The following is a 20155-nucleotide window of genomic DNA, read 5'->3' on the forward strand; positions in this document are numbered from 1 at the left end:
CCGCGGGACGGCGTTAGACCGCCGATGGATGTTGGCATTCAGTTCAGACAGAGGCTTTAGGAGTTTGCCGATCTCTCGCCAACCCCAAGAAAACCGGTCTTCAACTCCCCGAAACAGCAGGCTCACCGACAGTGCGCGGCACAGCACCCGTGGGCGCCTATGCCATTCCGAAACTAGACGAACATCATGACGATGACCGCGCCGATGACGATCAGGACAAGGCCGCCGATCAGCATCGGCAACAGACTGTTGTCCGGATCGATGCCAGACTCAAACTGCCTTGTTATCGGCATCGGCTTGTCGTTCTTCTTTGGTTCAACCATGGCTCGTCTCCGTGCGAGAGAAATCGGCATGCGTCCGGCAAAAGGGGCAACGCCTGCGTGGGTGACTGTGACGACTGTCTGCTCCGTTCTCAAATCGATCCGGCGACAAGATGGTGCGGCTCTTGATCCTTAGTGGCGCAACATTTTGTCTCCGATCGTAAAGAGATGTCGACCTTACCCGCCGCTTTGCGCCACGCCGGAAACTTGGAGTGGTGAGGGCCTGCCGAGGAAATCCTGAGGCATCAGTGTGACGTCGGCCAGCGTGTAGCGGTCAAGGGTGCTCTGGAAAGAGGCAATCGCTTCGCCAAACATCCTTGAAAGCTTGCAGGAGCCGGTGAGCACACATTGGTTTCCGGTGGCAAAGCACTCCACAACCGCGAAATCCGGCTCGGTCAGCCGTATGACATCGCCGATTCGGATCATCTCGGGCCGGAGCCCCAGAACAAGACCGCCGGAACGGCCGCGGACCGCCTTCAGGTAGCCGCCGCGTGTCAGCGTATTGGCGACTTTGTTGAGGTGTGTCTTCGACACCTTGAAGGTGCGAGCCGTCTCCTCGATCGTGATCAAGCGATCGCCGGCGGAGGCCGCGTACATCAACATCCTCAAAGCATAGTCCGAGAAGTTGGTCAGCCTCACCGGTGGTTCCTCTCTTGGGTTGGCGTGCTGTTATGGGAACCGCTAACAAACCAATTCGGCATCACAGGTCTTTCTCGGCAATCGGGTCGATCCCAATCGTAGCCTCGCCACGGCTGAAGGCGACCGCGAGACGGAAACTGTGAGCGATGCGCAACGCGCGCTCCATGAAGAGCGCCGCCACCTCGGGCGGGCAAATGCGGCGTACCGTTGCGCGAAACAACTTCAACCAGCGACGGAAATGCGCCTCGCCGAGACCGGCTATAGCCAGGTGTGGCGGCAGTGGCCGGCCTTCATATCGCGAAGTCCGAAGTAGCGTCGCGGACCAGAAGTCGCACATCTTCGCCAGATGCTGCGGCCACTTGTCGGGCTCAATCCGGTCGTGGAAAATGGGGCCGAGAATGTCATCACGACGAATTTCGTCATAAAAACCGTGGACCACGCCGCGGATCATTGTCTCGTCGAGCACGTCCGGCAACGGGACGCCGTCGACGACGATAATTCTCCTACTCCGACGGTTCTCGCTCATCTGGACACTCTTGTTTTTCCCCAATGCAAGCGGGCTCAAGCCTTGGGTTCGCTCGTCGATGGATGCGACATAAAAGATAGATTGTCAATCTATGTTATAGCGCGACAAAACACACATGAAGTGGGCCCGGGCTTAGCGACTCGGTATTGCCTTGAGCGTTTCGACCTCAATCAGGTCGAGCGCAGCTCGGGTGACTTCCGCGATACGCAGGTGGTGAACGCAATACACCGCACCTGGATTGTTTGGCTTGCACAAGTTGGGAGCAATGCATTGGCAGGGCAGCCGAGGCGCCACGATCCGATGCGGAACTCCGAACGGTCCCCATATGTCCGGCGGTGTCAACCCGTAAAGTCCGACGACAGGAGTCCCCACTGATGCCGCCAGATGCATGGGGCCACTCTCATTTCCCAAGAAGATGAAGGCGTCGCCAAGCAATGCCGTCAGTGTCTCAAGCGAGACTTTCCCGACCGCAGTCGCCACGGGTGACACAGCCAATGAGAGTATTGTCTGCTCGGCTGTTGTCTCATCCGGTCCACCAATCAGCAACGACCGAACACCTGTGGCGGCATAGATTTCATCGATTGCCGCGGCAAACCGCTCGGGTTGCCAGCATCGCCCCTCAAATCGCGCCCCGGCATGCACGGCGATGTAGGCATTTTTGCTCAGCCCTCTTTGCGCCAGGAGCTGCGCGCTTTCCTTTTGAGCGCCTGGTGTCGGCGCAAGCCTCGGTGTGACATCAGCGACATCAAGGTTGAGAGCCTTCAAAGGAGAAAGGTATCGATACACGTAGTGGGTGCCGCCCTGGCCAAGGGGTGCCGCAAAGACATTTGCCGGCTGACTCTCCCAGAATTTCATTGGCCGATCAGTAGGATGGAATCCAACCCTCAGCGGCGCGTCGATCGATCGGTGCAGAATCCTAGATGTCTTGGAGTCACTCAGGTCAATGGTGAGGTCAAACCTTCGTTGGCGGAGATCTGATACCAGGCTCCGAAACTCTACTAGCCGCCGGAACAGGCTCTTTCCCTTGCCGCGGCGATCGAACCCGATTGCTTCATCAGCGATGTTTTGGCTGGTGACGAAATGCCGAAGCCCGGGTGTGCAAAGCATTACTATCCTGGCATCTGGGTAGGCGAGACGTAGATTGCGCACCAGCGCTGACGTCAGAATAACGTCACCAATGTACTTAGTCTGAATGACAAGAATGGAACCGATGGCCGGCCGGTCCTTCGTGGCAAGCGCCGGTTCCGATCCGTCCCCACCATTTCCGAGGCGGAAAGCGCGACGGATCGCCACCTCGGCTGAAGTGCTGCGACCCATCGGCGTCAATTCCGACGCGCTGGACGCGCTGGTCGTTCGGCAGCAGGAGACGAAAGTCCGTCCGCTGGCGTGGCCGCTGAATTAGATGCCTCATATGGTTCACGCCGGCCGGATCCTGGTGGAGATGCCTCCCAGGACCGTTCTCCCCAAAGCGGTGCCTCGAACCGTCCTCCGTCTTCAGGTTCAGAAACCGGCGAGGGCTCAGGCTGTCTTGGGCGGACAAACTGCTTGAGAAGCCTAAGAAAGTCATCGACGAAAGTGAAGATGACGGGAATGGCAACGAGACTGAGGACGGTGGAAGTCATCAGGCCGCCGATGACCACAATTGCCATCGGCTGACGGAAACTGGAGTCGCCGCCGCTGAGACTGAGGGCTACGGGAAGCATGCCGCAGCCCATCGCGATCGTCGTCATGACGATCGGGCGAGCGCGCTTGTGGCAGGCGTCGACAAGGGCGTCAAAGCGCGAGAGACCGGAGCGGCGTGAGATGATCGCGTATTCAACCAGCAGGATCGAATTCTTCGTCACCACACCCATCAGCATGAGCAGGCCGATCACCACTGGCATGGAAAAGCTCGTCCCGGTCAGCACCAATGGCAGCAGGGCGCCGCCAAGAGACAGTGGAAGCGCCATAAGGATCGTGACCGGCTGGAGGAAATCATGGAAGAGAAGGACCAGCACGGCGTAGATGCAGAAGATTCCGATCCCCATGGCGATGGCGAAACTGCCGAAGAGCTCGGAGCTGCGCTCCAATTCTCCCTGCTCGACCAGCTTGACGCCTTCCGGGAGGCTGTGAAGGGCGGGCAAGGCCCGTGCTTCGCCATAGACGTCGCTGAGGATGCGTCCATTGAGTTCAACCGACAGCGTGACATTTCGTGAGCGGTCGATGCGGCTGATCTCCGATGGGCTGCCGCCGATGCTGATTTCGGCGACCGAGCCGAGATCGACGCTGCCCCTGGCGCCGGCAACGCGAAGGTTGGCGATGTCATCAAACGTCGTCCGATTACTGGGATCAAACCGGACGCGGATAGGGAGCTGGCGCTGCGGCAGGTTGAGCTTTGCGAGCGAGGAGGAATAGTCGCCGTTGGTCGCCACGCGAACCGCCTCGGAAATCGCTTCCGCCGTTACGCCGAGAGCGGCCGCTCGGTCGAGGTTCGGGACGATCTGGATTTCGGGGGCCTGCAGGGAGGCACTGGAGGTGACGGCGCCAATTCCCCGGAGGGTTCGAAGTTGCTCCTCGAGCGCACCGGCTGCCTGGCCGAGCGCATTGGAATCGTCGCTGGCCAGCGTTATTTGCAGTGTCGTGCCGTTGCCGCCCGTACCTACAGCGATCCTCGCGCCGGGAAGAACGGCGAGTGCCTGCCGGATGTCGTTTTCGATTTCGGTCTGCTTGCGGGTACGTTCGCCGATCTTCTTCAGATCGACGACAAGCGAGGCTGCCGCCGTGTCGACGGTCGTCGAGGAATCCATCAGGTCAGCCGAGGAGACGCTTCCGACGGAGGAGAACACATGCATCACGTCCGGCAGTCGGGAAACGATCTCTGCGGCTCGCCGCGTAATCGCCTCCGTCTGCTCAATGGTGCTGCCCGGTTGCAGCGTCAGAGTGACTTGTGTCTGCGCATCATCCGAAGCAGGCAAGAAACCATAACTGAGGAACGGGATCGTCGAAATCGAAAGGCCGAGGAACAGGCAGACGCCAAGGATCGTCAGTTTGCGACGCTGCAGGCAGGTTTTAACGACGGCTATGTAGGCGCGCATGATCCGGCCGTCCTTTGCCTCGACGGGATGCGCTTTCATCATGTAAGCGGCCATCATCGGCGTCAGCAGGCGCGCGACGACCAGGGAGGCGAGAACCGCCACGGCTGCCGTAACGCCGAACTGGCGGAAGACCAGGCCGGGAATACCGATCATGAAAGCAGTCGGCAGGAAGACGGCAACGAGCGTGAAGGTTGTGGCGATTACGGCAAGGCCGATCTCGTCGGCGGCTTCGAGCGCGGCCTCCTTCGGCGGTTTGCCCATTTGCAGGTGGCGCGCGATGTTCTCGATCTCGACGATCGCATCGTCGATGAGGATGCCGACCACGAGCGAGAGCGCGAGCAGCGTCACCGTGTTAAGGCTGAAATCCGCAAAGTACATCACAAGGAAGGTCGGGATGACCGATAGGGGCAGCGCCACCGCCGAAAGGAAAGTCGCCCTCCAGTCGCGCAGGAAGAGCCAGACCACCACGATCGCGAGCAGCGCACCCTCGTAGAGCATGTGCATGGAGCCGTCATAGTTTTCGATGATCGGCCCGGTCGTGCTGTAGGCCTCGGCGATCTCAACATCAGGCTTGGCGGCGGCGAAGTTCTGCATGGCAGCGTGGATGGCCGTCGCCACGCCCGTATCCGAAAAGCCGTTCGAGCGTTTGACCTGCACTGCGATTATCGGCTCGCCGTCGAGATAGGCGATGGACGACCGGTCGGCGAAGCTGTCCGTGACCGTGCCGAGTTCATCAAGACGCACCAGAGCGCCGCTCGGGAGCGGGATCGCGAGCGCCCTCAACGCCTCGATTGACGAAACCGCGCCGAGCGTGCGGATCACCTGCTTGCTGCCGCCGATTTCCGCCCGGCCGCCTGAAGCATCCGACTGCATGGATTTGAGCCGCGCGGAAACGGTTGCGGCGCTGAGGCCGAGCGAACTCATGAGTTGGGGATTGAGATCGATATGCACCTCACGATTGATGCCGCCGATCCGGCTGACCTGACCGACGCCGGGCACGACAAGCAGGGCCTTGGTCATGTCATTGTCGACGAACCAGGACAGTTCCGTCTCATTGAGGCGAACGGAGCGCACGGCGTAGGTAACGATCGGCGAGCCCTGCACCGTCGTTTTTGTCACGCTTGGTGTCTGCATCTGTGCGGGCAGGTCGCCGCTCATACCGTCGACGGCATTGCGCACCTCGTTCAGCGCTGCCTCACTGTCCTTCTCCAGCTGAAATGAGACATTGATGCTGACGGCGCCGTCCGTGATCGTGGTCGTGACGTGCTCTAGGAGGCTCAGGGAGGCGAGCTTGTCCTCGATCTTGCGCGCGACTTCGGTTTCGAGCTGGGCCGGTGCGGCACCTTCAAGCGCGGCGTTGATCTGGACAGTCGGCAGCACCATGTCGGGGAAGTTCTGTACCGCCAAGCGGTCGAAGGCGAGGAGGCCGCCAACGGTGAGCAGGATGAACAGCAGGATTGCGGGAACCGGATTGCGGATGGACCAGGCGGAAAAGTTCATCGTGCGTCCTCCTCTGCCCGGACAAGCGCCCTATCCGAAAGGAAAGCGCCGCCCGTCGTCACCACGTCGGCCCAGGGATCAAGGCCCGAGAGGATTTCCACTTCGCTGCCATTGCGGCGGCCGGTTTCAACGCGGACGCGTGACGCACGCCTGGCTGCATCCACGGTGAAGACGTAAGCGATGCCGTCACGCATCACGAGCGCCGTCCCGGGCACGGTGACGGCCTCCGTGGTCGCAAGCTCGATCTGGCCGGTGACGTAGAGGCCGATGGGTGGGTGCGCCTCCGCCGGCAGCGCCACATAGGCGAGCACCCGTCCGGTATCGGTGCTGACCGTCGGCGCGACGAGCCGCACGGTCCCTTTGACGCGCCGCCCCTCCGGACTGACGATCGTGGCGGTCAGGCCTTCCTTGATGCGCGGCAAATAGCGTGCGGATACTTCCGCCTGCCACTCGACGCGCTGCTGGCGCACAAGACGGAATAGCTCCGTGCCGGACGAGACGACAGCGCCGAGTTGGACCGAACGGGCGGTGATCAGCCCGTCGTCCGGGGCCATTATGGTCGCCTGCGCAAGCTTGATCTTCTGGCCTTCCAGCGATGCTTCGGCGGATTCGACACTCGCGATAGCGGTCTGCTCTGCGATCAGGTATTCGGTGATTTTCTCCTCGGAAAGCGCACCACTTCCTTGCACCTTGCGTGCTCGGTCCGCGCTCGCCCTGGCCTTGGCAAGGTCTGCCTTCGCACTTGCCAGCACAGCCGCTTCCTTGCGCAGTTCGGCGCGCACCGTTTCGTCGGCCAGCCGAACGAGGGGCTGATCCTTCGAGACGATCGAGCCAACGTCGGCAAGGACGTCGGTCACACGCAGGCCGCCGATTTCCGCGGCAATGACCGCTTCGTGCCAAGGCTTCAGCCAGCCGCTGGCGGGTATCGTTTCAGGCCACTGGCGTTCCGCTGGCTTTGCCACCGCGACGGTAAGAGCTGCCGCCTCGTTCTGTTGCGCGAGTGCGGGCTTCGCGGCGAAAACAGCGGTCCCGCTCAGGAAAGCGGCGAGGAGAAAAGATGAAGATCGCATCAGAACAGGTTTTCTTTCGATTTTTGTGGCAGGTCCTTGGGAGAGGGGGCGCTCGCATCCCAGCCGCCGCCGAGCGCCTTGTAGAGGGCGATCCAGTAGCGCACGGAGTCACGACGGATTTCGATGAGTGAGACCTCCGCTGACTGCGCCGAACGCCGGGCGTCCTCACGGTCGAGGAGGCTTGCGCCACCAGCCTTCCAATTCGAATCCACGGCTTTGAAATAGGCGCGGTAGTTGCGTGCCGCGCTGCTGGCGTCGCCAATGCGCCGACGCGTACTGTCGATCCGCACGAGGGCGGTCTCGACTTCGGCGACCGCGTCCAGCACGCCTGATTTGTAGGCGGCCACCGCCACCTTGTATGCGGCAGCCGCGCTGCTCACTGCCGCCCGGCGCGAGCCGCCGTCGAAGAGCGGGATCGAGATGGCCGGGCCGAAGGACCACGGCAGAGACGTTCCCGTCAGCGACGAAGTGCCGATCGTGACCGAGCCGCCGAGGTTGAGGCTCGGATAGAGATCGGCTTTTGCCGCGCCGATCTCGGCGAGCGATGCAGTGACCTCGAGTTCCAGGGCGCCGATGTCGGGACGCTGCCGTAAGGCGTCGGCAGGCACGGCGGATAGCTTGAGGATCCTCGGCGTGGGTAACCCTTGCTTGCCCATCGCCAGGATATCGCGAACGCGAGGCTCGTCACCGCCGGTAAGACGAGCGAGGGATTTGACGAGAACCTCGCATTCGGCACTCTGGGCGGTCCGTGTCGAGGCCGAGGTAGCAGCACTCGCACGCCCCAGCGCAAGGTCGGCGTTCGACGTAAGGCCGGAGGTTGCGGCCGTTTCCATTGCCCGGATCGTCTCGCGTTGCGAGGCGAGTTCGGTGGCATAGACACGCTCCAGCTGCCGGCAGGCACGGTATTGCACATAGTAGTCCGCCACCTCCGCCGCGAGGGAGACGCGCGCATCGTGCCAATCGGCGGTTCGCTCGTGGATACGTAGCCGCGCAGCCTCGCTCCTCTGCCGCGTCTTGCCGAACAGATCTATTTCCCAGGAGGCGTCGAGGCCGCCGCTGGTCGTTGTGGCGGCAGCAATCTGGTTGGCTTTGTTGCCGCCCGTTCCTGCGCGGGCGACTGACCCCGAGCTGCTAATCGCGGGGAACAGGCTGGCCTGTGTTGACGCAAGAGTGGCGCGCCCCTTTTCGATCTCTGCCGCGGCGGACTCGAGAGTGGGGCTCTCTGCCTGCGCCGACGCAATGAGGGCCGTCAGCGATCGGTCGGAAAACGTCGACCACCAGGACACGAGATCGCCAGTTCGGCCGCCATGCGGAAGTGTCGCATGCCAAGCATTGGCGATTTTGAGATCAGGTTCTTGTACGCTGGCGATGGTGGTGCAGCCTGACACCACCAAGCACGCCGCAATGCCGATTGTGCCTACAGTCCCACGATAGGTTGCCTTTGTCCGGGCCTTCAATAGGTGGGCGATGTGACCCGGCGTGAAACGGCCAGCGAGAAAGGCCATCATGACAATGGCCATCAGTCGATGCATGTTTACCGCCTTATCCGGGCCACCGCCGGGAGGAGCCATCGAAGTCTCCGTCCGGCGATCGGCATACCCCGCGACCGTTCCTTGCAGTCGCGTCTGGCGGCATTAATCCCGATTTGTCATTGCCGTGGATTATGTATTGTTAAGAGTTGCTAAGGCGCACCGGCTGGAAACACCGGCTGGAAACACGGATCCGTGCCACGCGCAGGATTGCTGCCGCTGACGTAGGGACTGGGACCGGCGGCAACAAAATTAAACACAATTGTTGCTGACAGCCATGATGTGCAGCGTGCTATTCCGAAAGGGAAAGGGCAACGAAAATGGCCAAGCCTATGGATAACGTCGGATGCAATGTCCTTGCTCAGGCTTCAGCCCGAATCCTCGTCGTCGAGGATGATCGGGATATAGCGACTATGCTGATCGAGTTGATGAAGGATGCTGGGTATGCTGCCGAGACGGTCGGATCGGCCATGGAGATGGACCGTGTCCTAAAAAAGAGAGAGTTCAACCTGATTGTGCTGGATGGAATGCTGCCGGGAGAGGACGGTTTTAGCATTTGCAGAAGGATCAGGGCATCCGATACTACACCCATCCTCATGCTCACCGCGCTCGGGAAAGAGGTGGACAGGGTTGTTGGACTGGAAATGGGTGCAGACGACTATGTTACAAAACCGTTCAGCTCAAGGGAACTTATGGCGAGAATAAAGGCGCTGTTGCGCCGATCGTCGTATTCAAGCCAAGTCAAGCCAAGCCAGGACCCGATGACGTTCGCGGGCTGGCGCATTGACCCTGTCACTCGCGAATTAACTGACTTTGACGGTGTGCATGTGCCGCTCACGACGGCGGAATTCGATGTGCTGCTTGTGTTCTGCGAGAATCCTCGGCAGGTGATGAACCGGCAAGACATTCTTGCCCGCACCCACGCTGGCGCTGCCGGACCTGTCGAGCGCAGCATTGATGTGCATGTGAGCCGTATCCGGCAAAAGATCGAGCCGAACTATAAGGAGCCCACTTTCATCAAGACAGTGCGGCTGGGCGGTTACATCTTCACTCCGGAGGTCGCGCTAGCCATATGATCGGTATGATCGGTCGGTTCAGACGGGCGCCCATTCGCCTCCAGTTCGTCGTGCTCGCTGCGATCCCTATTCCGGCAGTGCTCCTTAGCGTTATCGCCCTCTTGCCGGCGCCGTACATCTTCCAGGCTGAGCAAGTGGTTGCGGTCAGAAGCACACAGATCAAATTGATCGTAGAGCAACTCAAAAACACCGCGAATGACGCCGACACCGAGAAGCTGCTGCGAGCGAGCGCTTCCATCGGTCTGGAGATGAGGATCTTGCCGTGGCGTGATCTTAACGTCGGAAGCAGCTACCAAGGGAACATACAATTCATCGCCAATGATCTCCGCGACGTGCTGCCCTCTGAATTTGAGGCCACAGTTCTTCCGCAGGACGCTGAACACAATGCCTTGGCGGTGCGTGTTGACGCCAAGCGCGGCCTCCTGGTCCGGTTCTCTGACGCCGATACCTATCCAGCCGTCTTCGGCACGATTGTTGAACTCATTGCCAAGATCCTGATGTTGATCCTGCCGATGCTTCTGCTGGTGCTTTACATAGGCAGTGTGATCACGTCGCCTCTCGTCCGCTTTGCCGAAGCGGCAAAGAGCTTGCGGCTCGATGGCAACGAGGAGCAGTTGTTCACTGACGCAGGCGCCAAGGAGCTTCGCACCCTCGCAACGGCGCTCAACGATATGCGGCGTGGAATTCGCAAGATGGTTGATGACCGTACGCGGATGCTGACCGCCGTAAGCCACGACCTGAGAACGCCGCTAACACGGCTTAGAATGCGCGTGGAGCGATCAAAGGAGATCCCGTCCAAACAAGCGATGCTTGACGATATCACCACATTGACCGCGATGATCGAGGAAAGCCTTCAATATCTGAGCAGCACGGCCCGCGACGAGCCGCTTCGAAAGGTTGATATCGCGGCCCTAATGAAGACAATCGTTGCCGGGTTCTCCGATGTTGGACACACGGTGATTTACGTCGGTCCTGAAAGATTCGGATACTCGTGCAAGCAGAAAGGGCTGACGCGGGCAGTGACCAACATCGTGGAAAATGCCGTCAGGTTCGGAAAGATCGTGCATGTCCAATTGTCCAATTTCCCGCCAAGCAAAGTGTCCATTGTTGTGCAGGACGATGGCCCCGGCCTTGCAGAGGGTCTCCACGAGAAGGCCCTGGAGCCATTTTTCAAGGCAGATCAGGCTCGGTCCTCGAATACCAACAGTGGTTTTGGACTGGGTCTTTCGATCGCAGATGAGATCGCAAAGAGCCATGGTGGGTCGCTGTCACTCGAGAACATATCGCCACATGGGCTGCGAGCAACGATATCGTTGCCGCCGGCACGGGTTGTTCCCTTGAAAGGCGGCAAGACTGACGATACGCACGGGCAGGCTTCAGCGCGTCAGGCACTCGCCAAAGGCAGATAGTCGACCACATAGCATGACGCAGGGCACGGGATATTGGAAGCGGCGTCCAACGTCTCAGCGCGGCGAGGGCGGCGTCTCCCGGGGCGCAAAGGCTCATCCTTGCCATGACGGCGTCGCGACCGCGTCGCATCCTGCAGCAGCTTCTTCATCTCTCTCAAAGAAACCCGGTCCGCGCGCATCTGTCTGATGAGTGGGTCCTTCAGGATGTCTGCCCGCTTCAATTCATCATGGGCCATGAGAGTCTCCGTCTTGAATGTGTTAGGACCGGCCGCGTCCGAAACTCTGGCGATGTCAAAAGCCGGACAAGACTAGGGCACTTGGTGAAGTTATGTTGCCGACCACTGTGGCGGCTTGGCTTCACTCCGCAGGACTATCGGCAAGCCGATAATCGTGCCGATTGACATGGTTGCCTCATGGTGACGGCAGGTGTTGCGGGGACCATCAACCGCTCTCGTCGCCACCCAAAATTGCCGCGTCGCCGTTTCGGCCGGACCGAGCACCGACGAGCCGCGATTGCCACGAAGTCCTCCTAGAAACGCGCATCGGGAAATCGTGTGGCAATAAATCCTAGCCACGAAATTGGTAGCGGGAGACGGCCGCTCCGCAATTCTATGTCAAAAAATCGTAACATATGTCTCAAACGTGCCATTAGTTTCAAATGAACCACAAGTACAATGTGTCTCAAAATTGGTGATATTTGCGCAACATGAAGTGACATATCGAATAGATGTCATCATAGGATCGAAAAATACCATTGAACAATTCGACCTCATCGACAATCCATTGCGAAGAGGTGGCGCGTCGCGCTGCTTCTTGGACGGGGATTGAGGCTGAAACCTTAGCCAGCCCCTTTAACTTCACTGGAGGTCAGAAAATGAACATCAAGAGCCTTCTTCTTGGCTCCGCTGCGGCACTGATCGCAGTTTCCGGCGCGCGCGCCGCCGACGCCGTGTTCGTCGCCGAGCCGGAACCCGCTGAATACGTCAAGATCTGCGACGTCTACGGCGCTGGCTACTTCTACATCCCCGGCACCCAAACTTGCCTGCGCATCGGCGGCTACATCCGCTACGACATCGGAGTCGGTGACCGTGAGGGCGCGCAGAACGTTCCGGATCATCTCAAAAGCGGCAAAACAAACGATACCTACTTCAAGCAGGCCCGCTTCACGCTGAAGACCTGGACCGGCGAAGAAACTGAGCTCGGCACTTTGAAGACCTACACCGAGACCCGGTTCAACTTCGGCAACAGCGGCGGCGACTATGCTGACCCGGATGGTGCTGGCCCGTTGGTTGGCGGCGCTGGCTGGCAGGCAGGTAACAAGGCGGTTTCGCTGAACTTCGCCTGGATGCAGCTCGGTGGTCTTCGCGTCGGTAAGGATGAATCGGCCTTCGATACGTTCATCGGCTACGCCGGCAACGTCATCGACGATACGATCGTTCCGTATGGCTCGTTCGACACCAACGTCATCCAGTACTACTTCGACGCCGGCAACGGGTTCTCGGCCGTGGTCTCACTCGAAGAAGGCTCGGGCGCTGACACGATCGACAGCTACGTCCCACATGTCGTCGGCGGCGTGAAGTACACGCAGGGTTGGGGTGCGGTCACCGGCGTCATTGCCTATGACAGCAACTATGAGGAAGTGGCGGGCAAGGTTCGTTTGGACGTGAACGCCACCGACGAATTGTCGCTGTTCGTCATCGGTGGCTATGGTTCGGACTCGAATGTTGCTCACAACTTCTACAAGCTGTGGGACGGCAGTTGGGCAGTCTGGGGTGGTGGCACCTACAAGTTCAACGAGAAGACCTCGTTCAACCTCCAGGCGTCGTATGACGAAGGCAAGACCCTTGGTGTCGCCGCCAACGTTGCCTACGACGTCGTCCCCGGCTTCACGGTAACGGCAGAAGTTGACTACTACAACAAGGGTGCCAGCGTGTATCACGCCAAGACCGACGGCGTCGGCGGCATCCTTCGCATGCAGCGCTCGTTCTAAATCTCGCCTGGTTCGGCATGGTCCGCGGCGTCCGCCGCGGGCCATTTTCTTTTCGGCTTTTCGCATGATCGCCGGACCGCATTACCTCAGCGGCGCGGTGTTGAGAGAAAAGGTAGATCTGCGGTGGCGCTCGACTGAGGTCCGGCCCCTCGTTCATCGCCGCAAAGCAACGGCATCTCAGACGCCTAAGCCAGGGAAGGGGTAGTGGTGGAAGCGTTCCGCTAAAAGATTGGACGGACGGAAACATTCAGAAATATTTCAAAATATGTCCAAACAAATTATTGCTATCAAAATCGTTGGCCGCCGTTAGTTTAAGCATGTTTTTATAATAAATCGTAACAGGGGTCTGATTATGCACCATCGTAAGCTGATCGTGCTGACTAAAGCTTTGTTTGGATCCAGCGACGATCAATGCGCGGATTTATATCGCGACAAGGTGATGAAAGTTCCAGGTGTTATCAGCGCGGACAGTTTCCGTTGCGCAGATCATCAGGAAGGCCCAAGCCCGTATCGCTGGGGTTATATGGTGACCTATGATCACGAGACTACGGACATCAGGCAGGTGATAGAAGGGGTGATGGCAAGCCCGGGCAACGAAAGCGAGCTCGGTGGCGCCACGCACGAACCGGACTCCGTCACCTACTTCGAGCCTGTAGCCGAATTGAAGCGCAAGACGGAGTTTGTTCGTGGCCATGTAGGCAAGGGCACAAGGCCGTCTGAGGAAAAGAAAGCCGATTTGGCGCGAGCGAATGCGGGGCGAGAGTCTGAACCCTATTTGACGCGGTGGCGACTGGCCGATGTTGCCACGATGCGCCTGGAAGACTGGGCAGGCGCGGTTGCCGGGCCAACATATCTCGAAGAAAATCTGCAGATTCCGAGATCGACGTTGCACCGCTGGCAGAAGCGTAACCAGGTCATCGCCTTGCGCAAGGGCCTCGGCCGGCACGTGTTCCCGCTGGCCCAGTTCGTTGACGGAAGACCCGTCGCCGGAATACCGGAGGTGTTCGCGCTGGCAAAGCAGCCAAGGCTTGCGTGGTCATGGCTCGTTCGCCCGTCACCCTATCTCGAGGGCAGTGTTCCCATCGACTTGCTGAGACGAGACCTTGTCGATGAAGTCGTGATGGCTGCCAGGCGTTCGTTCTAGCCGAACATTGGTCGAACGCGAGAGTTGAAGCTTGGGGACTCCTGGGTGAACTCCTTTCCAGCAGCCGGCTCCCTGAGCGGGAACCAGTGTCTGCGGCGCGCGCCGAAGCAAGAGATGTCAGGTGAGTCGTCGGTCGGCCAGGGCAGGCACATCGCCAGCCATCGCAGAACCATTTCTCGGCATCATGGGGTTTGACCTCGGCCGGGTCATTCCACGCCAGCCAGATGGTCGTCCGGCGACCATCATGATGATCAACCGTCAAGAGCCGCGGATGACCGACAGCGAGTGCATGCCGTGGGACGACAACAACTCTTAACAATACAAAATCCAAGGCAATGACAAATCTGGATTAATGCCGCCATCCGGAGCGCGTGAGCGCGCCTCGGATGAAACCATCCTGAAGTGTCTGACTTGCATCGACGCAACGGTACCCATCCATCAACATCGCGGCAACTGGCGCACTCAGGACAAATCTCATGCTAATTCTCGTCGTCATGGTCACGCTTGTGGCCGCGAGCATCGTGTATGTCTACCGCTTCCGGGGTGAAGCTCGCTACGAAAGCCTATCTGAGTACTTCCGCAAGGGATGGCCAATATTTTCGCCGTTGAACTGTGCGTTGTACATGACAACGCTGCCGCACGGATCAAAGGCTGTTCTCGACCCCGCCGATTTTCCGGAACTCGACGTGCTGCGTCAGAACTGGCAAATCATTAGCTATGAAGGCATCGAACTGCTGCGCCAGAACTACTTCGACGCCAGCAAACGGCCCGGCACCGCAGGGACCTACGACGTCGGCTTCCGAACGTTTTTCAAGTATGGCTGGAGCCGCTTTTACGTCAAATGGTACGGGTATGAGCATCATTCCGCAAGACGTCTGTGCCCCACGACCGTCAAGATACTGCAGGGCGTGCCGAGCATACGTGGAGCGATGTTCGCCTATCTACCCAAAGGAGCCCAGTTGACCCGGCATGCCGATCCGATCGCAGTATCTCTGCGCTACCACCTCGGTCTGGTCACCCCGAACTCCGACGCCTGCTTCATCAATGTGGATGGTCGCAATCTAAGTTGGCGCGATGGCGAGGTTGTCATGTTCGATGAGACCTACCTGCACTTCGTGCGCAACGATACCGACTGCGACCGCCTCATCCTCATGTGTGATGTGAAAAGGCCCTTGAACCCGCTGGGTGCGGTGTTCAATTTCTTCTATGAAGGCCTAACACGGGCCACGGTGGTACCCAACACGCCGGAAGACCATCGTGGCTTGGCCAACAGGGTCTTTGCGGGGCTCGCGCCTCTCCTGGCGCGCAGCAAGGCACTGAAGTCGACGAACCGTCCCTTGTATCTCGTCATCAAGTGGTCGGTGAATACCTTGCTGTTGCTACTACTGTTGGGGCTGATTGCGGGTGTGGCGTATTTGCTCAGCCGACTTGTCTAAAAGCGTAGCGACAGTATTGCCGATGCCGATCCGCGGTACGCCTTGTCGATCATGGGCCTTGCAGGATCGTGCCTGTTTTCGGGTACATGACGCGCTTTGATTCACTCTAGATGCGCTCCGCGCAAAGCCGGGTGCTGGCTGCGCCTCCAACCAATCCCGCGGATCGCGCCGCAACATTTCTTAACATCACAAAATCCAAAGCAACCTTGTAGTCCGAGACAGTGCGCCCGCTGGAGGTGCGACTGCGTCGGGCTTCCCCTTCGCAGTCGTTGAATAATATCGACCATCCCCAGGAGCCGCTTCGCATGTCTGCAACAAAGTCTCTCTCAACCCGCTCGCGGCATGCCGCTGTCGCTACGAGCCTCTCGGCGGTCGCTTTTCTCCCGCTCCAAGCTGGCGCCGCCGAACTCTTCGAGAACGAACCGGCTGCGACAGCGCCCTCGGCGGACGCCGTCGACGAGAGACGGTACGGCCCCATACGCCAGAAGCTTGCGGACTGGAACGTGATGGTTGCCGCTGGAGCGATGTACGCGCCAAAATACGAAGGATCCGATGAGTTCCAACTCGTCCCCATACCGATGATCTCCGCAACCTTTGGCCGTCTCACCATCGATCCGGGCGGGCTGAGCATGGACGTGCTGGAATCCAACGGGTTCAAGGTCCTGGTGAAGGGCGGCTATGACATTGGCGGAGGGCGTGAAGAGGACGATTCCCCGCATCTGAAGGGCCTCGGTGACATCGACGCCGGCGGTGTCGTCGGAACGCGGCTTTCGTATGAAGTGGGGCCGATGGAACTTTATGCGTCAGTCGACAAGACATTTGGCGGCAGCGACGGACTGACCGGTGGAGTAGGTGCAAACGTTTCCCATCACTACAATGCATTTATGCTTTCGGCGGGCGTGTCCGCCACATTCGCCGATAAGAATCACATGCAAAGCTACTTTGGGGTTACCGCTCTCCAATCAGCAAGATCGGGATTGCGGCAATATGAGGCCGGCGCGGGGCTTAAACGCTTCGATATCGAAGCTTCGGTGACCTACATGGCGTCGCAGAACTGGCTTATCCGCGGCCAAGTAGGGGCCGGTTTCCTCACCGGCGACGCGAAGGACAGCCCCATCGTTCGGAAAAAGGTGCAGCCGTCCGGGATGCTTTTTGTAGGCTACAGGTTCTAATAATCCAGCAAGGCGCACATGCGTCGGCCCAGGCATGAAAGTCGGCTGACTGGCGCCTGACGGGCCATTGGCCAACAGACAGGGCAATCCCGACGACGCGTTCCGGCGAGCGACGACTTCACCATCTCTTCAAACCCTAGCTGGCGTTTCCGGGTAGGGCTCATTCACAAATGAATGTTCTTTCTAGCAATGCGGAGTTGCGCAATGTCGGATTCGACTACTCTCTTCCGAACATGGATGTCGGATCCTTTTCGGACCGCCTTGCTCGTGCCTTCCGGAAAATCTCTGGCGGTGGCAATGACTCGCGAAATCACCTCCGCGCAGTCTCCGGTTGTTGAGCTTGGCCCCGGAACCGGTGTCTTCACCCGACAGCTTATCCTTCGCGGCGTGCCTCAGGAGCGCATAGCGCTCATAGAAAGCGCCACTTCCTTTGCCCACATGCTACGTCGCCAGTTTCCGGCTGCCGCCTTGTTGGACATCGATGCGACGGAGTTGCGCCGATGCGATCCTTTCAATGGCGAGAAAATAGGCACGGTGATCAGCAGCCTTCCGCTTCTCACCATGCCGGCTTGGCGTGTCTTCGCCATCCTGTACGGAGCCTTCCACATTCTTCGTCCGCAAGGAGCCTTCTATCAATTCACCTACGGCTGGCGGTGCCCAGTACCTGACTCTGTTCTCGAGCGGATCGGGCTTGAAGCGACGTTTACTGAATGGGTTTTCGCAAACGCGCCGCCTGCGCAGGTTTACCGGATCGCTAGGCGGCCGGACGCGATCGGAAGAGCGTGATGGACTTCTGGCTTCAAGGCGGGGTCGCTCGCGCGGATAAGCGGATAAGAAGTCTCCTGGGCAAACGGGTCGCCAAATCCAATTTTGGGGAGTCCCAGTTAAAGTGTGGCAATGCCAAAGCCAAACCGTTGGCGACCGAGGCTTTCTCCCCGGCGCGGCTTCTTCAGGCAGGGGGTATCGCCGACGCGTGTCGGGTTGGGGTGCAACAACTCTTAACAATACGTAACCCACGGCAATGACAAATCGGGATTAATGCCGCCAGACGCGATTACCAAAAACGGTCGCGGAGTATGCCGACCGCCGGTGGAGACCTTGATGGTTCCTTCGGGCGGCGGCCCGGGACAAGGCGGTAGACATGCATCGACTGGTGGCCATTGTCCTGCTGGCCTTCCTTGCTGGCTGTTTGGCGCCGGATCGCATTGTTTATGGGCCGAAGGCTGCGACGGTAGCCAGCATCCAAGGGTTCAGCGACATTCGTATTTATGCAGATTCGGCCCGGAAACTGCCCGAGGCGCACGCCTGGCTGCCCATCCCGAGACATAAGGAAATCAATTACCTAGTCTTGTCGAGCGGAGGTGGCGCGGGCGCATTCAGCGTAGGGGCGCTCAAGGCTTGGTCGGACAATGGACAGCGGCCGGAATTCGACATGGTCAGCGGTGTCAGCACGGGTGCGCTGATCGCGCCCTACGCCTTCCTCGGCTCCGCCTACGACCAGCCTCTCGTGGACCTCTATACCAGCGGTGTCGCCAAGGAGTTGGTCGATGCGGATTTCCTGCCGAAGGGCCTGTTGGGGGCAAGTCTCCTGAAACAGGAGCCGCTTCGAAAAATGGTCGAGCGTTATCTGACACGCGACATACTGGAAAAAATCGCGGCAGAGCACCGCAAGGGGCGACGACTGCTTGTCTTGACCTCGAATCTCGATTCTCAAAGAGCGGTGATCTGGAACATGGGCGCCATCGCCAACAGCGGGCGGCCCGGTGCGCTGAAACTCTTCCAGGACATACTCATCGCCTCGGCAAGTATCCCCGGCATCTATCCGGCCGTGCTCATCAAGGCCGAAGCTGGAGGGGAGGCGTTTGAAGAAATGCACTCCGACGGCGGTTCGGCTACCCAAATCCTGACGATCCCAGAGGGGTGGATAGCAAATTCGGACAAGAGCGTGCGACCTGAGAACCTCAAGTTCAACATGTACATCATCATCAACAATGCGCTCATGCCAGAATTTACCACGACAACGAACAACACGTTTGCTGTCATGGCCAGGGCGAATTCCACCCTCGTCAAGGCACAGACCCGCAGTGCGCTGCTGGCCACTTACGTTTACGCCCAAAAGAACGGCATTCGATTCCGCGTCGCCTCGATCGACAAGCAACTCCCCTACAGCATGACCGATCCGTTCAACACCGACTACATGCGCGCCGTTTACAACCTCGGGTACACAAAAATGGCGAGCGGCAGCCTGTGGCAAGACAGGCCCGTCTTCACCGACAAGGTTGATGCCGCTCAGCTAGCGGAACAGAGGCAATAGCCGCCCGCCCGCCTGCCTCCCTCCATACACGAAGCCTCAACAGGAGAACGAAGTGCCAAATCCCCGTACAAACCAGGCTGCCGGTCGACGGCAGCATAGATCGATCGGTTTCGCGCTTCTGCCGTCCCTGCTTGTATCGGCAGTTGTCGGCTGCACCTCGGTGCCCCTCCAACCGGATAACTCGCTGGCCTCCTATGACGGTCTCACCAAGGTCGATGGGCGAATAAGGAAGGCAGAGTACAAGGCCGTCCCGGCGGATCTCAACGTAAGCAAAACAGTGTACATTGAGCCTACGCTGGTTTCGCCCACCGCAGCGCAATCTTCCATAAAGCCCGCCGATCAGGCCTTGGTGGCAACCGTGGTCAGCCGCGCGCTTTGCATTGGCGTCAGCGATCGTTTCGCGGTCACGGACGACAAAGAAAACGCCGATCTAGTCGTTCACGCAACGGTCACCCGCATTGTGCCCACGAACGCTACAGCCGCCGGCCTGTCGACCGTGGCGTCGATCGGGGCCTCGTTCGCGTCCTCCTCCGTCCCCGTTCCGAGAATTCCACTGGGACTGGGCGGGCTTGCGGTCGAGGCCGAAGCAACCACCAGGGACGGAAAACAGGCGGCTGCGATGGTGTGGTCGAAGGGCGCGAATTTCGTGACCACAGGCGCGCGGATGTCGCAGATTGGCGATGCCTACTCTCTGGCGGAGAGTTTCGGAAGTGACTTCTCCAAGATGCTTGTCACGGGCAAGACACCGTTCAAGTTTGGTTTCCCGAAGCTTCCGTCCTACCAGAAGCTGAAATCCGGGCTCGGCGGCAAACCCAAATATCAGGCTTGCGAAAGGTTCGGTCGGGCGCCTGGACTGAAGGACTTCGCAGGGTCACAACTCGGGTTGCCGCCGTCCTGGACCGACAAGCCAGTTCGACCGCAGAGCCAGTAGAGTAGAATTTTGTATCACAGCTGGA

15 protein-coding genes and 1 pseudogene are annotated in these 20155 nt (G+C 59.3%); 9 read left to right on the forward strand and 7 right to left on the reverse strand.

Annotated elements, in window-relative coordinates; genetic code table 11:
* Positions 1-173: 173 nt before the first annotated feature.
* From ACZ89F_RS05200 to ACZ89F_RS05230, 7 genes and pseudogenes are all read right to left on the reverse strand, one after another.
* The gene (locus ACZ89F_RS05200) at positions 174-323 is read right to left on the reverse strand and encodes a hypothetical protein (RefSeq protein ID WP_476090705.1); all 150 of its coding nucleotides are present in this window, start codon (positions 321-323) and stop codon (positions 174-176) included.
* A gap of 174 nt (positions 324-497) precedes the next feature.
* Positions 498-959: an RrF2 family transcriptional regulator gene (locus tag ACZ89F_RS05205; protein ID WP_126067885.1), complete on the reverse strand. Its 462-nt coding sequence runs from the start codon at positions 957-959 to the stop codon at positions 498-500.
* A gap of 61 nt (positions 960-1020) precedes the next feature.
* On the reverse strand, positions 1021-1485 hold the full coding sequence (locus tag ACZ89F_RS05210; protein WP_476090706.1) for a group III truncated hemoglobin: 465 nt from the start codon (positions 1483-1485) through the stop codon (positions 1021-1023).
* A gap of 132 nt (positions 1486-1617) precedes the next feature.
* Entirely contained in the window at positions 1618-2802 is a 1185-nt protein-coding gene (locus tag ACZ89F_RS05215) for a glycosyltransferase family 9 protein (protein WP_476090707.1), read from the reverse strand.
* A gap of 218 nt (positions 2803-3020) precedes the next feature.
* A pseudogene (locus ACZ89F_RS05220) lies at positions 3021-6059 on the reverse strand (efflux RND transporter permease subunit); the annotation flags it as partial.
* The gene (locus tag ACZ89F_RS05225; protein WP_476090708.1) at positions 6056-7129 is read right to left on the reverse strand and encodes an efflux RND transporter periplasmic adaptor subunit; all 1074 of its coding nucleotides are present in this window, start codon (positions 7127-7129) and stop codon (positions 6056-6058) included. The gene ACZ89F_RS05225 and the pseudogene ACZ89F_RS05220, both read right to left, overlap by 4 nt.
* Positions 7129-8661, reverse strand: coding sequence for an efflux transporter outer membrane subunit (locus ACZ89F_RS05230; RefSeq protein ID WP_476090709.1), 1533 nt, complete (start codon positions 8659-8661; stop codon positions 7129-7131). Before ACZ89F_RS05230 ends, ACZ89F_RS05225 begins: the two co-directional genes overlap by 1 nt.
* 317 nt (positions 8662-8978) lie before the next feature.
* Between ACZ89F_RS05230 and ACZ89F_RS05235 the strand changes: the two genes are divergently transcribed.
* From ACZ89F_RS05235 to ACZ89F_RS05275, 9 genes are all read left to right on the forward strand, one after another.
* Positions 8979-9734, forward strand: coding sequence for a response regulator (locus tag ACZ89F_RS05235; protein ID WP_476090710.1), 756 nt, complete (start codon positions 8979-8981; stop codon positions 9732-9734).
* Positions 9731-11143, forward strand: coding sequence for a sensor histidine kinase (locus ACZ89F_RS05240; RefSeq protein ID WP_476090711.1), 1413 nt, complete (start codon positions 9731-9733; stop codon positions 11141-11143). Before ACZ89F_RS05235 ends, ACZ89F_RS05240 begins: the two co-directional genes overlap by 4 nt.
* An 874-nt stretch (positions 11144-12017) precedes the next feature.
* A complete protein-coding gene (locus ACZ89F_RS05245) occupies positions 12018-13133 on the forward strand; it encodes a porin (protein ID WP_476090712.1) in 1116 nt (371 codons plus the stop codon).
* A gap of 352 nt (positions 13134-13485) precedes the next feature.
* A complete protein-coding gene (locus tag ACZ89F_RS05250) occupies positions 13486-14277 on the forward strand; it encodes an antitoxin Xre/MbcA/ParS-like domain-containing protein (protein WP_476090713.1) in 792 nt (263 codons plus the stop codon).
* A 476-nt stretch (positions 14278-14753) separates the two neighbouring features.
* Positions 14754-15713: an aspartyl/asparaginyl beta-hydroxylase domain-containing protein gene (locus tag ACZ89F_RS05255; protein ID WP_476090714.1), complete on the forward strand. Its 960-nt coding sequence runs from the start codon at positions 14754-14756 to the stop codon at positions 15711-15713.
* A 305-nt stretch (positions 15714-16018) separates the two neighbouring features.
* Positions 16019-16885 carry a MipA/OmpV family protein gene (locus ACZ89F_RS05260; RefSeq protein WP_476090715.1) on the forward strand — a complete coding sequence of 289 codons (867 nt, stop codon included), beginning with the start codon at positions 16019-16021 and terminating at the stop codon, positions 16883-16885.
* 297 nt (positions 16886-17182) lie between these two features.
* A complete protein-coding gene (locus tag ACZ89F_RS05265; RefSeq protein WP_476090716.1) occupies positions 17183-17671 on the forward strand; it encodes a class I SAM-dependent methyltransferase in 489 nt (162 codons plus the stop codon).
* Between the two features lie 355 nt (positions 17672-18026).
* The gene (locus tag ACZ89F_RS05270) at positions 18027-19199 is read left to right on the forward strand and encodes a patatin-like phospholipase family protein (RefSeq protein ID WP_476090717.1); all 1173 of its coding nucleotides are present in this window, start codon (positions 18027-18029) and stop codon (positions 19197-19199) included.
* Positions 19200-19251: 52 nt separating this feature from the next.
* A complete protein-coding gene (locus tag ACZ89F_RS05275) occupies positions 19252-20130 on the forward strand; it encodes a DUF3313 domain-containing protein (RefSeq protein WP_476090718.1) in 879 nt (292 codons plus the stop codon).
* The last annotated feature ends 25 nt before the right edge of the window (positions 20131-20155 follow it).

The organism is Mesorhizobium sp. USDA 3734, from assembly GCF_056279665.1.

Bases quoted from the DNA above. Each gene is read 5' to 3' on its own strand.
- ACZ89F_RS05255 (WP_476090714.1), top strand. From the start codon at position 14,754: ATGCTAATTCTCGTCGTCATGGTCACGCTTGTGGCCGCGAGCATCGTG.
- ACZ89F_RS05200 (WP_476090705.1), bottom strand. From the start codon at position 323: ATGGTTGAACCAAAGAAGAACGACAAGCCGATGCCGATAACAAGGCAG.
- ACZ89F_RS05265 (WP_476090716.1), top strand. From the start codon at position 17,183: ATGACTCGCGAAATCACCTCCGCGCAGTCTCCGGTTGTTGAGCTTGGC.
- ACZ89F_RS05245 (WP_476090712.1), top strand. From the start codon at position 12,018: ATGAACATCAAGAGCCTTCTTCTTGGCTCCGCTGCGGCACTGATCGCA.
- ACZ89F_RS05210 (WP_476090706.1), bottom strand. From the start codon at position 1,485: ATGAGCGAGAACCGTCGGAGTAGGAGAATTATCGTCGTCGACGGCGTC.
- ACZ89F_RS05240 (WP_476090711.1), top strand. From the start codon at position 9,731: ATGATCGGTATGATCGGTCGGTTCAGACGGGCGCCCATTCGCCTCCAG.
- ACZ89F_RS05260 (WP_476090715.1), top strand. From the start codon at position 16,019: ATGTCTGCAACAAAGTCTCTCTCAACCCGCTCGCGGCATGCCGCTGTC.
- ACZ89F_RS05235 (WP_476090710.1), top strand. From the start codon at position 8,979: ATGGCCAAGCCTATGGATAACGTCGGATGCAATGTCCTTGCTCAGGCT.
- ACZ89F_RS05225 (WP_476090708.1), bottom strand. From the start codon at position 7,129: ATGCGATCTTCATCTTTTCTCCTCGCCGCTTTCCTGAGCGGGACCGCT.
- ACZ89F_RS05250 (WP_476090713.1), top strand. From the start codon at position 13,486: ATGCACCATCGTAAGCTGATCGTGCTGACTAAAGCTTTGTTTGGATCC.
- ACZ89F_RS05215 (WP_476090707.1), bottom strand. From the start codon at position 2,802: ATGGGTCGCAGCACTTCAGCCGAGGTGGCGATCCGTCGCGCTTTCCGC.
- ACZ89F_RS05270 (WP_476090717.1), top strand. From the start codon at position 18,027: ATGCATCGACTGGTGGCCATTGTCCTGCTGGCCTTCCTTGCTGGCTGT.
- ACZ89F_RS05230 (WP_476090709.1), bottom strand. From the start codon at position 8,661: ATGCATCGACTGATGGCCATTGTCATGATGGCCTTTCTCGCTGGCCGT.